Below are 14367 nucleotides of genomic sequence, written 5' to 3' on the forward strand. Positions count from 1 at the left end.
GCCAGACGGTAGCCAGTTACAGATTGCCTCGCAGCATCACATCACAGGGTGGCCGGATACTTTCGGAATCACTGGCCGGATGACCCCGGAATACGCACACGAGATACAGGAAACCGCGCTGCATCGGAATATAGGTGATATCTGCACACCAGACCTGGTTTGGACGGTCAATCACGACGTTCCGTAGCAAGTATGGCCAGATTTTATGCTGCGGGTGTTTCTTGCTGGTATTCGGCTCTTGGTAGATCGGCACCAAACGCATGAGGCGCATCAAGCGGCGGACACGATGCCGCCCGCATGCGTGGTTGTTGCGCTTCATATGACGCGCCATTTGGCGCGATCCGTACCACGGCGTCTCCAAGAACTGCTTGTCGATGATCGCCATAAACCGCAGGTTCTCGGCGCTCTCGCCCTTTGGCTCATAGTACAAATTCGACCGCACCAGGGTCAGCAGCGCACACTGGCGACGGACGCTCAACTTGTGATCCTTGCTCACCATTTTTTGCCTCGCGTCCCGAGCAACTGGTGCGAGGCATCGGCCAAAAAATCCCGTTCCACCACAAGCTGGCCAATCTTGGAATGCAGCTTGTCGACTTCAGCCGCACTTACCTGCTCTGGGGCTGCACCTCGCCGCGCAAAAGTTGCCGCCATGTTCTCTATAGCCGCGCGCTTCCAAGTGCCGATTTGTGTCGGATGAACATCGTACTTCTTCGACAGCTCCGCCAGCGTCAGCTCCTCGCGGATCGCTTCAAGCGCAACCTTGGCTTTGAACTCTGGCGAATGGTTCTTTCGTTTCTTCATTCTGGATCACTTCTCTCATCATGCGATCCACCTTAACAACTGGTCCGAAATTCCGCGACCACCTCTAACGTCCCTGACCAGATACCGCGACCCGCTGCATTCGCTTCTTGCTCTTCTCGCAGATAGTCATCCGAATACTGCCGATACGCCACCGCCCAACCCTCGCTTACCATCCAAGCATTCAGATCGTCGCGCCCGAGGTAGCAAACGGATATCGCGCGATCCCATCTGTCGGTATCAAACTGACGACACCGGATCGAGCTGCCGTTGATGCGGCGCGCAAGCGCATGTGTCGCTTCAACACCGCATGGCCATGTCGCGCCAGAAGGCTGCGTGCAAAGCTGATCCTCTTCCGGTGCGTCAATCCCATGCAACCTTATCCGCTGACCATCAACATGAAGCGTGTCACCATCGAGTACTCTAGGGACACCCTCGAATACTCGGCGTTCCCGATGCTCAAGAAACGCCGGCACAAACTTTAGGGCTACAATCAGAACCAAAGCCAGAAGCGCCAAACGACGAATACGGCGCAGAAATCGAAACATCCAAATACCTTTTCAAGCTTTTCAGGCAGGCCAATAGCATCATCATGATTCCGGCCACAACAGGGCGATGGTGGCGGCTGCGGATGGGCGCTGACCGTCTCTGCGAGCCAGCCATCTGCCCAACCGGTCCTGCCACCCCTGCCCCGCCCGTCTCGGCCCTCACGGGTCACGACCGCTATCGCAATAGATCAGGGGAAACCCGCGCGCATGGGCGCGGGTTGAGACTATTCCAAGGACAGCGCGGGGGATCGACGGGCCTATGGCCCGCTCACCGCCCGCGCTGACACTCTTCCTTTTTCTTGTCCGCCCAACAGACCTGATCGAGCCGGTCAAGGGGCAAGCGCCGCGCGAGGCGCGTCGTCAGATCACCCACCCGTGTCCTCGCTTCGCTGCGGGCCGCGCCAGTGGGCGATCTGACCCCGTGACAGTCTCGCTCAGGCCCGTGGGTCGGGCTTCGCCCTCTCCCACTCTGTTCCGCCGAATACATGCGTATCCGGCAAACAGAGTGGCCGAGGCGCAGCCCATTGGCGGGAATAGGGACCAACCCCAGCCGCCCACATCGCTTGAAGAGGACGAAAGACTATGGACAACGCCCAAACCTTAATCAACCCGCGCGCCGCGATCATCGCAAAGCAGAATGATGCCTTTCGCGCCATGATGCCCCTTGGCGGTCACAAGACCTATCTGGGCCAGACCGTCACAACCCGCGCAGTCGCAGCCAAGGGCTTTGACTTCCTGTTGAACGCTCAAATCGCTGTCGCGGCCTTCAACGACTTCAATGAAGAAAACGACCCCTACGGCGATCATACCTTTGGCGTGGTCACAGTGAGCGGGGAACGCTTGTTCTGGAAGATCGACCTTTACGATCTGAACTTTGAATACGGCTCCGACCAACCAGAAAACCCAGAGCGCACTCGCCGCGTTCTGACCATCATGCTGCCCTCTGATTACTGAACAGGGCGGGCGTGGCCCCATCAGGCCGCGCCCAACCTTCGCACAACCTGCGCAAGAAAGGAGGTGAATCCATGAGTGAGCAAATTCTGCAATCGCGCCGCCAAGAGGCTTGGGCGCTGATTAGGAAGGGCGGTTTCTCGGCAAAGATAGGCCGCGCCTTCCTTATCCAACACGGCGCTGTGTAGCGCCCCAGTCTTGCCCCGATGCACACGGGGCAAAGCACCAATACCCCGGAAAATCCAAAATCGCAAATGAGGAATTGACGCCATGACCAAGCATCAGACAATCACCGCCGACACCATCCAGCGCTTCGTGCTGGCCGATCTTTACCTGTCAGACCTGAACCCCCGCCAAGTGGCCGACCCGCAGGAGATCGACCATCTCGCAGATAGTATCGAGGTTTGCGGCCTGATCCAGAACCTTGCGGGATTGATGGACGCAAAAGGTAAAATCGCCATTGTTGCAGGCGGTCGCCGCCTTCGTGCAATCACCCGCGCGATGGAGCGCAATCCTGAGTTTCTGACCACGCGCCCCGAACTGGCCACTATCCCCGTGCAGCTTGCCCCCGACGAGCAGACCGCGCGCGCTTGGGCCAGCGCAGAGAACACCGCGCGCGCCGATCTGCATCCCGCCGATGAAATCCGCGCCTATGGCCGGATGCGGCAGGCCGGGAGTGATGTCACCGCCATTGCACGGGTTTTTGCCGCGACCGAAGCCCATGTTTACCGCCGCCTTGCACTGGCCGATCTGCCCGCGCCTGTCCTCGACGCTTTGCGCAAGGGCGAAATCAGCCTCTCGATTGCCAGCGCCTTCACCGTTGCCAATGACGAGGCGCGCGCTCTGGAAATTCTCGACGGGGTGCGCGGGAATGACAATTACACCGCGCAGCGCGTCAAAACCCTCTTGCAGCCCGAAGCCGTGGCCATGACCGACCGCCGCGCCCGCTTCGTCACCCTTGACGCCTATCAGGCCGCAGGCGGCACCATCACCCGCGATCTCTTTGCAGACAGCGCTTTCTTGCAAGATGCCGAATTGCTCGACCGCCTGTTTGAGCAAAAGCTGCAAGACGCCGCCGAGGGCTTGAAGGCCGAAGGCTGGAAATGGGTGGAAACTGTTCCCGCGCCCTACGTGTCTTATGAGGTCACGCAGCGCATGAAGCGCCTCTACCGCGTCGAGGGGGAATTGACCGAAGATCAGGCCGCGCGCGTTGATGAACTGGCCGAGATTGCCGAGCAAGACGACCTCACAGACGCGCAGCGCGACGAGTGGGCCGCCCTCGAAGACATCTTGGCGGGCGATTACACCAACACGCAGCGCCAGCACAGCGGCCTCTATGTCTATGTCGCCCATGACGGGGAGTTGCGCACGGATTGCGCCTATATCCGGCCCGAAGACTTCGCGGACGCAATCGCGGCCGAGGTTCTGACCGGCCACGCAGCCAGCAGCGCCGCCGCCACCGCCGAGCAGACCGCCGCCCCGAAATCCCCCTATTCGGCCTCGCTTGTGCAAGACATGCACGCCGCCCGCCTTCATGCCCTGCAATCGGCCTTGCTCGACAAGCCCGAATTGTTGCTCGATCTCTTGGGCTTCATGTTCTCTGGCAAGGGTGGTGTCTATGAAACCCTGTTCGATCTGACCCCACGCGAGGCCAATATCACGCCAAGCAAGACCGAGGGGCTGGACGCCGACACCCGCCTTGCCAGCGATGAAGACCGCCCGTCCTGGATGAAGGCAGACGAGCGCGTTGACGCCTTCACCAGATTTCAGGGGGAAGGCAAGAAAGCCCGCAATGCAGCCCTGTCACTTGGCCTCACGCGCACACTTTCATATCCCCACCGCGAAACCGCGTTCTTCGATCATATCGAGGCCGCAGCCAGCGCCGATCTGCGCAAGGTCTGGTCACCTACCGCCGAAGGGTTTTTCTCACGGGTCAGCGCAGATTATCTTGACGCGCTCATGCTTGATCTGACCCAATGCGACCCGCAAGGCTCTGGCTTCAAGGCATGGGCCAAGCAGAAGAAGGCCCAAAAAGCCGAAGCACTGGAACGCCTGTTCACCTGCCCGGACTATCAGGCGGTCTGGCAGATCGACGCCGATCAGCGCGCGCGCATCAAAGCATGGCGTCCCGATTGCTTCTGATGCCCAAGCAGGGCGGCATACGCCGCCCGCTTATCCCCATCTCTCAGAGGTTGCCACCATGCCCGACTTCACCGCCCACCGTCACCCCGCGCTCTCTGTCAGATGCCCCGAATGTGGAAAACCCGTAGGCGTCTGGTGCCGTGACCCCGCAACCGGCCAGTTGGTTGACGATCTTCACCCCCCGCGCCAAGCCGCCGCCGATCTGGCCTTTCTCGCACAACATGGCCACCTTGCCAGCGTCGAGAACACGCCGCACGGCTGGCAGATCAATCCTCAAGGCCGCGCCCGCGATTGACCCTCGACAGCCGCGCAGGGCTTCGCTAACATTACTGTATATTCTCCCTCGTGGTGTCGGGTGCAGTGCAGCCAACATTCAAGAGTTTCGTCTTGTTCCTTTTGCGATGGAACCACCTGCCCCCGCCTGTCGGGGGCATTTCTTTTGAGGGAAGCCCTGACGATGTTGGGTGGAGTGGTGCCCTGATCCTCTCCTGGGGCTGCACCCCAAGAGAACATCAGGACTGGCGCTACCCGCGCAGGGCCGCTCGCGCGGTTACGGATTCTCTTCGTTCAGCCGCTTGAGCAGCAAGCTCGACGCACGAAACGCCACAACCTGTTTTGGCTCTACCGCCACCGCAGCACCTGTGCGCGGATTACGGCCTTGCCGCGCACCGCGCAGCTTTGCGCTGAATGCGCCAAAGCCGCGAAACTCAACCCGATCACCACGCGCCAGCGTATCTGTGATCTCATTGAATACCGCATCTACCACCGAGATGATTTCGCGCTGCGTAAGATGGGGGTTTTCTTCCCAAAGCTTCGTTACCAATTCCGATCTGACCATGCTCAACCTCAATCTTCGTCACCAAATCAAAAACAGCTTTGGCCACGCAGGACAAGGGGCTTGTCGTTGGGGCTGTCGCCTCAAGGCCCCCCCCGCAACTCAGCTTGAACGGCTGTTATGCGGAGAGGGTGTGTGAAAACTCGCCTCTTTTTGTGAATTGTGGTATGCTCTCTACATCTGAAGCGAGGGTATGTCATGGCGGGATTTATCGAAGGTTTGGACCGCCAGCAGACGATGTTGCTGCCTGAACATCTGGACGATTATGTTGATGAGAACAGCCCGGTCCGCGCCATTGATGCCTTTCTCGACATGCTTGATCTCGCGATGCTTGGCTTCACTGTGCAGCCATCGCCGACCGGTCGGCCAGGCTATCATCCTGGGCTGTTGCTGCGGATTTATCTCTACGGGTATTTGAACCAGATCCAGTCATCACGGCGGCTGGAACGAGAATGCGGTCGTAACCTGGAACTCATTTGGCTGACCGGTCGGTTGAAGCCGGATTTCAAGACGATTGCTGATTTTCGTAAGGATAACGGGCCTGCGATCCGCAAAACCTGCCAGCAATTTGTCGCCCTATGCCGCAACATGGGTTTGCTCGACGGCGATGTTGTTGCGATTGATGGCAGCCGCTTTAAAGCGCTGAACTCCAAGGCCAAGAATTACACGCGCGGCAAGCTGCGCCAGAAGCTCGATGAGATTGATAAAGCAATCGAGCGTTATCTGGGCGAGTTGGATCGTGCTGATGCGGTGTTTGAGCAGACGGGCACTGTGCTGCCAGAGGCCCGCATGGAACGCACCCTGAGAAAGCTGGAACATCTGAAAAAAGAGGCGGTCCGCTACCGATCAATTGAACAGCGCATGGATGAGACTGGTGAAAGCCAGGTCTCGCTCAGCGACCCTGACGCCAGATCAATGGCAACAACAGCGCGCATGCCGCGCATTGTCGGCTACAATGTTCAGACCGCTGTCGAAGCCGATCACCATCTGATCGTCGCACATGAAGTCACCATGCTTGGGTTTGATCGGGACGCTTTATCGATGATGGCGGTAGCCGCGGGCGATGAAATGACGACAGATCAACTCACGGCAATCGCGGACAAAGGCTACTACAAGGGGGAGGAAATCGTCGTCAGCGAAGAGGCTGGCATCTCGGTTGTCGTTCCTAAACCCATGACATCAAATTCCGGTGCGCGCGGCCAGTTTGACAAGGCAGACTTCGCGTATGACGCCGCAAAGGATGTCTACATCTGCCCAGCGGGCGAGGATTTGATTTACAGATTTACCAGTCAACAAGACGACAAAGCCATCAGATCATACTGGTCGGGCGCATGTGCTGATTGCGTCATCAAGGACAAATGCACGACCGGCAAGGAACGCCGCGTGCGCCGGTGGGAACACGAGGCTGTCCTTGAGCGCGTTCAGGCGCGGCTGGATGCCGACCCAGGCCAATTGGCTGTCCGAAGCATGACGGTAGAGCACCCCTACGGCACGATTAAATCATGGATGGGTGCCACGCATTTCAAAATGCGGACCCTGAAAAAGGTGGCGACGGAAATGGCGCTGCATGTGCTGGCCTATAACATGACCCGTGTCATGAACATCATGGGCATTCCGGCGATGATCGCGGCGATGAAGGCGTAAATGGCCTTGATTGCTCAAAATCCGCTCCCGAAAACACAGAAACCATCCTCAGATGCTCCCGCCGCCCTCGTGGCCCCCCGAGACGGACCAAATACTTCGCACGACTAAAAACACGCCCATACGGCGAGAACGACCGGTTTTTCCAAAAATAGTCGAGTTTTCACACACCCTCCGGACCTTGCGGTCATTCGCGAAAGGAGTCACCTGCTCGAATTTCGCCCAACAACGAAACAACAGCTTCTGCCCCGCCGTGGTGGTCAAGCCAATCAATCACCTGACAGGCTGAAGCCGTATAAATCGCCTCCGCCTTGGTAGCGCCAAGGCGTCGGAATGTTCGCTGATCAGAAGGCGGTTGCGCCCAATCTCCGGTTTTGCAGCCCGAAACTACGCCAGCCTCAATGTCCAGATAGCGGGTATCGTGCGAGATATAGACGGCGAGGCCCTCGTCAAACCATGTTGGAACAGCTTGTGAGAAGAACCGCCGATTGCTGCCGACCCTTTCGTGCAATTCCGCATGCGCAAGCTCATGCGCCAAGATGGTTGGGGTTGCCCCGTCAGGGTATACGAATACGAACAGGTTCATGTAAGCCATTGCAAGCGGGCGCGGCAGGCTGCGCATTCCGCAATCACCCGACAGGCAAAGCAGCCAGACCGGATCTGACATGCGCTCTGGGTAGAAATCCAGAACCATTCCTTCTGCCGTCGCAAGATCCTGCAACGCCGCGTCAATTTGTGCGTCAGTCGCCCGCTGATCGACATATATCTGCGGCGCAACCTGTCGAAACCCGGAACATGCCGGGAACAGATACGCCCTGACATGCGGTTCGGAATGCAGCAACCATGCCAGCGCAATGCTGAGCAATACGAAAACAAGTGCAATCAGGCGGCGCAGTGTCATTGATGGCACATCAGGTTTTGTCCTTCCGGCGTTGGTTTCTGCGCCAGATCAAAATCGGAATTCCGATGACCGACACGAAAAGCAAAACATCCACTGCAAAAGACAAAATTTTCACACGATAAGCCCGACAAGCACGGCAAGGGTTGATCCGCCTGTCAGATATAAGAACTTCAATCTGTTTTCTCAACGTTAAGCGCGGATGACCGGTGTGGGCCCTGCCTTGCGGCACTGCAGCATGCGAAACGCGGTCCGACCGGCAGTTGTGATGCGGACTAAAGGGTCATTCAAAGACTTGCCGTGCCCGGTTCCATTGGTAAGGTTGCGAGATGAGCGCACCTTATCGTCTGCCAGATGAGTTCGAGACAACCCGCTATCACCTTCGCCGCGTGAGGGAGGATGACGCACCGGTTATTTTTGACAGTTACGCCACCGATGTGGACGTCACACGCTTTCTTGGCTGGAAGCCTCATCGAAGCATCGCAGACACCTATGAATTTCTCGAACTAGCAGCGGCTGAATGGGATTTGGGAAACGGTTTCCCCGTAGTCGTATTTGATCACGCAACCGGGGGCTTTATTGGAATGTTTCACCCTAAGGTAATGGGTCACAAGGTGAACTATGGTTACGTTTTGCAGAAATCAGCTTGGGGAGAAGGCTGCGCCACAGAAGTGATGCGCTGGCTTGTAAAGCATGCCTTGGATCATCCTACGATTTACAGAGCGGAAGCCTTCTGTGACGTAGATCATCCAGCGTCGGCCAGGGTGATGGAGAAAGCAGGTATGGAGCGTGAGGGTATCCTGCGGCGCTACTTCAGGCACCCCAACATGTCTGAGGCGCCTCGCGATTGCATCATCTACTCGAAGGTCCGTTAAGGGCTCCTACCTGCCAGTGGCAAGCCCCGCAAGCGGGGCCAGGCTGCTGAGGCTACGCCCCGAACCCTGACAGCCATCGCTCCCTGATCCAATGCGCCCTGCCCCGTCTCTTCCAGAGCCGCGCCAGATCACTTGTCTCATGGTCGCCATGAATGACAGGTTTCGGCCCTGCGGGTCTGCATCCTTCTTGCAAGACCACCGTTGCCCTCGTTCGTGCACGGCTCTTGCCCGCGAAATCCGCGTATAGATGCACAGTGATAGATCAGGGGAAACCCGCGCGCGATTGCGCGGGTTGAGACTATTCCAAGGACAGCGCGGGGGATCGACGGGCCTATGGCCCGCTCACCGCCCGCGCTGACGATCTTTCTTTTCTTCTTGTCCGCCCAACAGACCTGAGCGAGCCGGTCAAGGGGCAAGCGCCGCGCGGGGCGCGTCGTCAGATCACCCACCCGTGTCCTCGACCTGCGGTCTGCGGGCCGCGCCAGTGGGTGGTCTGACCCCGTGACAGTCTCGCTCAGGCCCGTGGGTCGGGCTTCGCCCTCTCCCACTCTGTTCCGCCGAATACATGCGTATCCGGCAACAGATTGGCCGAGGCGCAGCCCATCGGCGGGAACAGGGACAAACCCCAACCGCACACATCGCTTGAGAGGATGAAAGATCATGACCGTGAAACCTTGGCAATCGTGGCACCATTTCGATTCAGCCGAAGATGCCATTGAATACCGCCGCGAACACGGCACAGGTGGCTGGATTTTCGAGATCAGCGACAATGGTGAAGCCGTGCTGTTCCCATGGCAGAGCACGCCCAAAGATATCTTCAATTCCGTGTTCGTGCATGGGCGCATAGGCCGTTTCATCGGCACAGATGAACGCAAAACATGGTCATATGACATGGCCGAAAAACTTGGCCTGTGAGGGGGAAATCATGGCTGTTACCATCCAATACCCCGCAATGGCCTATCGCTATGAAGGCCGCGTTCACCGCAAAGGCATGACCTCAAGCCGCACCATCATCAAAACCTTTGACCGCGCCCACTCGAGCACGGTCATACTGGCCGACACGCCAGACGCCATGACGCGCCTCGATGACATGCTTGAAGCCGCCTTCAAAGCCAAGATTGGCGCAACTGCCGCGTTCTATGATGCCGCCGCTTGGTTGAACGACACCGAAATCCTGTCATGCGCCAAGCGCGCGAAATGCCAGATCGTGCCCCCGATATAGGGGGGCGGTCATACTCAGGTCTGGTGTCCTGATCGCCCCAGGAGGACAAGCCCCCTGCCCCGATCAGGACGGGCGCTGCCCGCGCAGGGCCGCTATCGCGGGAAAGGTGTCGGGCGTCCTCGTTTAATGTGTCCGGCTGTTCACCCGTGCGCGGCTGCGCCGCGCGTCGGGGCCGGACGCAACCACCCCACACGGCCTTGTCATTCTACCACACCCGTCAAGGACGGCGCACCGCCAGGGGCGGTGCTTGCAAGCGGCCCTACAGGCCGTCCCTGACAGATGTGTCCAAATGCCCGCGACCGAGCGGGGCAGTTGAGCCTCGATTTTCTCCGTCACTTCACCTATATTCTCAAGGAGATCACAATGAGCGACATCGACATGAACCAAGCCCTCGCCAAAAAGCTCGACGCCGAAATCGTAAGTCTTCACGCGACAACGATGAAGCTTCATGCCGAGACGATGAACCTGCGCACCCAGAAGATCTGGTATCCAGTCTTCGTCGCAGGAACACTGCTCGCAGGCGGCGCAGGCGCTCTCGCCCTCATCTTGAGGCTCACGGGCGTCATCTGAACGATGCAACGCGGCTCTTCGGGGCCGCTTTTTGCATGTTATCGCGTGAGCCTGACCACCTGCCGACCCGCCGCATCGCGGGCAATCTCACCCTCATACAGATAATCAACAGAGCGCTTCAGGCGCACAAAATCATCATTCGCCAATTCGCGCCACCGCTCCCCTTCCGGCCAGCGGTTCAGCGCCGCGCTGCGCTCCGCGCGCTCCAAGCGCATCACAGCATCTTCCATCACCCGCACTTCGCGATCAACAATCGCGCGCGCCGATCCAATCAGTTCCGCCAGCACCGCGTTCAGTTCTCTCGACATCGCCTTGCCCCCGATTTCTTTCTTTTGCTCTCAGCGATTCTGAATCATTGCGAGTCGCGAAGCAATCGTTTCGACACGAATAATGACATCCTGCGACTGGCCTGACCTATCCCCTTAAAAATTGGGACAGCTTACATGTCGCGCCGATCCGTCAAGGCCAAGCCCTGCGGGGCGCTGCGCGCGCCTTGACAGACCGGCTTTCCCGACATGTCGCAACATCTCCATTTTCAAAAGGAGATAGGTCATGAAATACATTCGCAAACGTGCCACCAAACTTCGCATCGCTGCCGCAAAGTTGCGCCGCACCATCCGCCGACAGCTTCAGGCCATCGACATCAGCATCAGCATCGAGATCAACCTGATCTCCCTCAAGATCACATTCACCGCAAAGCGCCGAGACTGACCGGCGCTACCCGCGCAGATGGAGCAAACTGCAAACATCCGATGAAACCCATGGCTGAATCCTGTGTAAACGGTTAAAGACGTGCCAGTCTCATAACTCTGTCGAAGATCATAAACTGAGCTGAACCAATTAATTCCACAACGGAAAGCAAAATTGCGTATCCAGTCTTTGACCAAATTCCTGCTGGCACCAAAATGGCAACTTGAAACGCCGCGCGCCCTCAAGGAGCCGCTGTTTTTATGGCTTACTGCTGGTCAGGGCCGTTTGACCATTGCCAGCATGACGCGCGGCGTGCAACCGCACAACGCCATCTATATCCCCGCTGGTACCTTACACAGCTTCCATAACATGACTCGGGTTCAGGGTACCGCGATATACCTTGATCAGGACCATAGTCGTCTCGACCTGCCACAAGCGCCAGTACATCTGCGTTTACTCGATGTGAACAGCCAGTTTGAAGTGACGACTCTAATTGATTCGATGCGCCGCGAACTGGATGGCGACCGCCCCAAAGCCTTAGAAGCCGCACGTCTACAGCTTGGGCTGCTGAGCATCTGGCTGCATCGGCGTAGTCTTGATAATCGTGATGGAGCCCATACCCCACCCGACCTGAAAGCCAATGACCGGCTGACTGCACGCTTCACCTCATTGCTGGAAAGCAATTTCGGCCTTGCGTGGAATGTCAGCGATTATGCCGCGACTCTTGGCGTTACCCCCACACATCTGACCCGCGCCTGTCGCGCCAGTTGCGGGCGGACCGCACTGGAATTGATACAACGTCGCCGCCTATATGAAGCTTGCAATCTATTGCTGGAAACAAAAATCCCGGTGCAAGATATCTCGTACAGACTTGGCTTTTCAACACCAGGCTATTTTTCGCGCAGCTTTTTACAGACACTCGGCGCACCTCCCTCAACCTTCCGCAAAAACAGAGGCCGGGTGACGACATATTGATTGGTGCGTTATACGCGGCGCGGATCGTGCCGAGGAAGAGCGGACAAGACACCTACCTGCTTGATGCGCCATACAAGACTGGAGAGTGTCGTGTAGAGGTGACGCAGCCTAAAACTAGCTTCAACGCCCAGTGCAGAATGCCCTAGCTGACTCACCTCTGTCTATCGTCGGCACTCGGCATTTTGGGAGCACGCGCAGAGTCCGCGCTACGCGCGCTTAGGCGATCCCGCATGCGGGCCAGACCATTACCCGCCCGTCTTGGCCAAACGGTGCACGACCTCTATCGCAGCAGATCAAGGCAAGCCGCGCGCGCGTGCGGCTCTTGCGCGACGGTGGCTATCGCCAAGTATCCTCGACCCCGTAGGCTTCGAGCATATCTCGTGATACACACCCCATCGTTGCCCGCGCAGATGCAAGTGCGCTCCATGGCACGGGCTTCGGGCTGGATCAGGGCCGGCCCAGCATCATCGCAACACGAAGGCCAGTATCACCGATCAGCCAAAGCGGGTTTCAAGATGCCATGCCAGTGACAGGGAGAGTGACGCTTGACGGTAGGCGCCTGATGCCCTGAGATCGCCCCCTCTCTGTTTCTGGAAGATGCAATCTGGGCTGGCGCGGGCGGGCTGTTCCCGAAGCAAGCTTCGGCAAGCAGAAATACGGTTTCCCCCTTCGGCGGACCCTCCGCATTTCGGCTTGCAGCCCGCCCTGTTGCGCCAGCCCCTTTCGTTTGCATCGAAACAGAAAGGAACGATCCCATGTCAAATTACTACCGCGTCACCACCCCTGTCACCGGCACCGATGGCAAAACCCGCTTCCGCCAGATCGGTGTGGCCTTCCCTCAGCGCGATGACGCCAAGTCCTTCATGAAGATCCAGCTCGAAGCCCTTCCGCTCAATGGCGAACTGGTGCTATTCACCCCGCGTAACGGCGAGGATGACGACGTTACCGAATGAGGCCCGTTCCTCCCGGGCCTCGGGGTGGCGGCAATAGCCGCCGCCCCATCCCCTGTTCCAGGGGAGCCGCACCTAAACGCGCGACAATAGATCAGGGGAAACCCGCGCGCATGGACGCGGGTTGAGGTGATCTGAAGGACAGCGCGGGGGATCGACGGGCCTGTGGCCCGCTCACCGCCCGCGCTGACGATCTTGCTGTTCTTCTTGTCCGCCCAACAGACCTGATCGAGCCGGTCAAGGGGCAAGCGCCGCGCGGGGCGCGTCGTCAGCCCACCCACCCGTGTCCTCGACCTGCGGTCTGCGGGCCGCGCCAGTGGGTGTTCTGACCCCGTGACAGTCTCGCTCAGGCCCGTGGGTCGGGCTTCGCCCTCTCCCACTCTGTTCCGCCGAATACATGCGTATCCGGCAACAGATTGGCCGAGGCGCAGCCCATCGGCGGGAACAGGGACAAACCCCAACCGCCCATCGCTCAAGAGGACGAAACACCATGACCAGCACAGCCGAACTGACCCGCCACCCCAAACTGACCTTTACCGCCATTGATGATCTGACCACAGAAGCCCGTTTCAGCATGGACGGATGGGGCAGCGATATCGTGTGCAAATACTGGAAAGTTGAGAACCACGGCAGAAGTGACCCTTGGCGCTATGAGTTGGAAACCATCGAAGGTAAAGGCGGGGTGTTCTGTCACCCAAGTGAAGATGGATGCCGCCTGGCTATCGTGCGCCACCTGATCTATTTCGGGTTGATCGACATTCCCCAAGACAATCAGCATCTGGACGCGCGCAACACAGCTATCGCTGTCACGACCCAAGCCGCGCGCGAGCAGATGGCAGGCCCGCGCATTGGCGATTTCATCGAGATGACCGACGGCAGCTTGCAGCGCTTTTGCAACAAGACCAAACACGGGATGCAGACAACCGAAGGCGGCAGCTTTCACGTCACTTCAACAGGCACGGCCAGCTATTCAGGCGGATTGAACCCGCCGCAGATGATGGAGCGCATCGAGGACACAGGGGCCACCAAGCGCGGGCGGTTCTGGTTCTTCTCGCACGCGATCGCAGGCGCAGGGCGTGGCGTTGATGTCTTCCTTCCTTGCCGCGTCTATCGCCTCACTGAACTGAGCATGACCGAAGAAGAGGCGCGCAACCATCCAGCAGCGCGCGGCATGGCCGAGTTTTGGGGCGAGAACCACCCCGATCACTTGCGCCAGATTGCGAAGTTGATGGAAGGCCGACTGTAAGCGCTTTGCATCCCCGCGAAATTGCG

At 58.5% G+C, this 14367-nt stretch carries 18 protein-coding genes; 12 read left to right on the forward strand and 6 right to left on the reverse strand.

Annotated features, from left to right (window positions below):
- Window positions 1-16: 16 nt before the first annotated feature.
- Genes BD293_RS23655 through BD293_RS21365 form a run of 3 tightly spaced genes read right to left on the reverse strand, consistent with a single transcriptional unit; the run spans window position 17 to window position 1346 of the window.
- A complete protein-coding gene (locus BD293_RS23655; RefSeq protein ID WP_142085769.1) occupies window positions 17-499 on the reverse strand; it encodes an IS3 family transposase in 483 nt (160 codons plus the stop codon).
- Window positions 493-801 carry a transposase gene (locus BD293_RS23660; protein WP_142085772.1) on the reverse strand — a complete coding sequence of 103 codons (309 nt, stop codon included), beginning with the start codon at window positions 799-801 and terminating at the stop codon, window positions 493-495. The genes BD293_RS23655 and BD293_RS23660 overlap by 7 nt, the downstream gene beginning before the upstream one ends.
- A 32-nt stretch (window positions 802-833) precedes the next feature.
- A complete protein-coding gene (locus BD293_RS21365) occupies window positions 834-1346 on the reverse strand; it encodes a thermonuclease family protein (protein WP_142085774.1) in 513 nt (170 codons plus the stop codon).
- A 582-nt stretch (window positions 1347-1928) separates the two neighbouring features.
- On the opposite strand from BD293_RS21365, the gene BD293_RS21370 reads away from it, so the two are divergent.
- The 3 genes from BD293_RS21370 (at window position 1929) to BD293_RS23665 (ending at window position 4734) form a co-directional block, all read left to right on the forward strand.
- Window positions 1929-2300: a DUF3768 domain-containing protein gene (locus BD293_RS21370; RefSeq protein WP_142085776.1), complete on the forward strand. Its 372-nt coding sequence runs from the start codon at window positions 1929-1931 to the stop codon at window positions 2298-2300.
- Window positions 2301-2567: 267 nt separating this feature from the next.
- Window positions 2568-4439, forward strand: coding sequence for a ParB/RepB/Spo0J family partition protein (locus BD293_RS21375; RefSeq protein ID WP_142085778.1), 1872 nt, complete (start codon window positions 2568-2570; stop codon window positions 4437-4439).
- A gap of 58 nt (window positions 4440-4497) precedes the next feature.
- Window positions 4498-4734 carry a zinc finger domain-containing protein gene (locus BD293_RS23665; protein WP_142085780.1) on the forward strand — a complete coding sequence of 79 codons (237 nt, stop codon included), beginning with the start codon at window positions 4498-4500 and terminating at the stop codon, window positions 4732-4734.
- A 255-nt stretch (window positions 4735-4989) separates the two neighbouring features.
- On the opposite strand, the gene BD293_RS21385 is transcribed toward BD293_RS23665, so the two are convergent.
- Window positions 4990-5277 (reverse strand): HU family DNA-binding protein, encoded by a 288-nt coding sequence (locus tag BD293_RS21385; RefSeq protein ID WP_142085782.1) that lies wholly within the window; start codon window positions 5275-5277, stop codon window positions 4990-4992.
- A 195-nt stretch (window positions 5278-5472) separates the two neighbouring features.
- Here BD293_RS21385 and BD293_RS21390 point away from each other — a divergent pair, with 195 nt between their 5' ends.
- Window positions 5473-6918 (forward strand): IS1182 family transposase, encoded by a 1446-nt coding sequence (locus BD293_RS21390; protein WP_142082272.1) that lies wholly within the window; start codon window positions 5473-5475, stop codon window positions 6916-6918.
- Window positions 6919-7102: 184 nt separating this feature from the next.
- Here the strand turns inward: BD293_RS21390 and BD293_RS21395 are convergent, their stop codons facing one another.
- On the reverse strand, window positions 7103-7816 hold the full coding sequence (locus tag BD293_RS21395) for a hypothetical protein (RefSeq protein ID WP_142085784.1): 714 nt from the start codon (window positions 7814-7816) through the stop codon (window positions 7103-7105).
- A gap of 326 nt (window positions 7817-8142) precedes the next feature.
- Between BD293_RS21395 and BD293_RS21400 the strand changes: the two genes are divergently transcribed.
- The 4 genes from BD293_RS21400 (at window position 8143) to BD293_RS21415 (ending at window position 10480) form a co-directional block, all read left to right on the forward strand.
- On the forward strand, window positions 8143-8688 hold the full coding sequence (locus BD293_RS21400; protein ID WP_142085786.1) for a GNAT family N-acetyltransferase: 546 nt from the start codon (window positions 8143-8145) through the stop codon (window positions 8686-8688).
- A 660-nt stretch (window positions 8689-9348) separates the two neighbouring features.
- Window positions 9349-9603: a hypothetical protein gene (locus BD293_RS21405; protein ID WP_142085787.1), complete on the forward strand. Its 255-nt coding sequence runs from the start codon at window positions 9349-9351 to the stop codon at window positions 9601-9603.
- 10 nt (window positions 9604-9613) lie between these two features.
- Complete coding sequence (locus tag BD293_RS21410) at window positions 9614-9910, forward strand: hypothetical protein (RefSeq protein ID WP_142085789.1); 297 nt, start codon at window positions 9614-9616, stop codon at window positions 9908-9910.
- A gap of 363 nt (window positions 9911-10273) precedes the next feature.
- Complete coding sequence (locus BD293_RS21415) at window positions 10274-10480, forward strand: hypothetical protein (RefSeq protein WP_142085791.1); 207 nt, start codon at window positions 10274-10276, stop codon at window positions 10478-10480.
- 38 nt (window positions 10481-10518) lie between these two features.
- Here BD293_RS21415 and BD293_RS21420 read toward each other — a convergent pair whose 3' ends face one another.
- Window positions 10519-10788 carry a hypothetical protein gene (locus tag BD293_RS21420; RefSeq protein WP_142085793.1) on the reverse strand — a complete coding sequence of 90 codons (270 nt, stop codon included), beginning with the start codon at window positions 10786-10788 and terminating at the stop codon, window positions 10519-10521.
- A 244-nt stretch (window positions 10789-11032) separates the two neighbouring features.
- Here BD293_RS21420 and BD293_RS22885 point away from each other — a divergent pair, with 244 nt between their 5' ends.
- From BD293_RS22885 to BD293_RS21435, 4 genes are all read left to right on the forward strand, one after another.
- The gene (locus BD293_RS22885; RefSeq protein ID WP_170207289.1) at window positions 11033-11191 is read left to right on the forward strand and encodes a hypothetical protein; all 159 of its coding nucleotides are present in this window, start codon (window positions 11033-11035) and stop codon (window positions 11189-11191) included.
- Window positions 11192-11359: 168 nt separating this feature from the next.
- Window positions 11360-12145: an AraC family transcriptional regulator gene (locus BD293_RS21425; protein WP_142085795.1), complete on the forward strand. Its 786-nt coding sequence runs from the start codon at window positions 11360-11362 to the stop codon at window positions 12143-12145.
- A gap of 755 nt (window positions 12146-12900) precedes the next feature.
- Window positions 12901-13098, forward strand: coding sequence for a hypothetical protein (locus tag BD293_RS21430; RefSeq protein ID WP_142085797.1), 198 nt, complete (start codon window positions 12901-12903; stop codon window positions 13096-13098).
- 487 nt (window positions 13099-13585) lie between these two features.
- Window positions 13586-14341: a hypothetical protein gene (locus BD293_RS21435; RefSeq protein ID WP_142085799.1), complete on the forward strand. Its 756-nt coding sequence runs from the start codon at window positions 13586-13588 to the stop codon at window positions 14339-14341.
- Window positions 14342-14367 lie beyond the last annotated feature (26 nt).

The sequence above is a fragment of the Roseinatronobacter monicus genome (genome assembly GCF_006716865.1).
GTDB classification, from domain to species: domain Bacteria; phylum Pseudomonadota; class Alphaproteobacteria; order Rhodobacterales; family Rhodobacteraceae; genus Roseinatronobacter; species Roseinatronobacter monicus.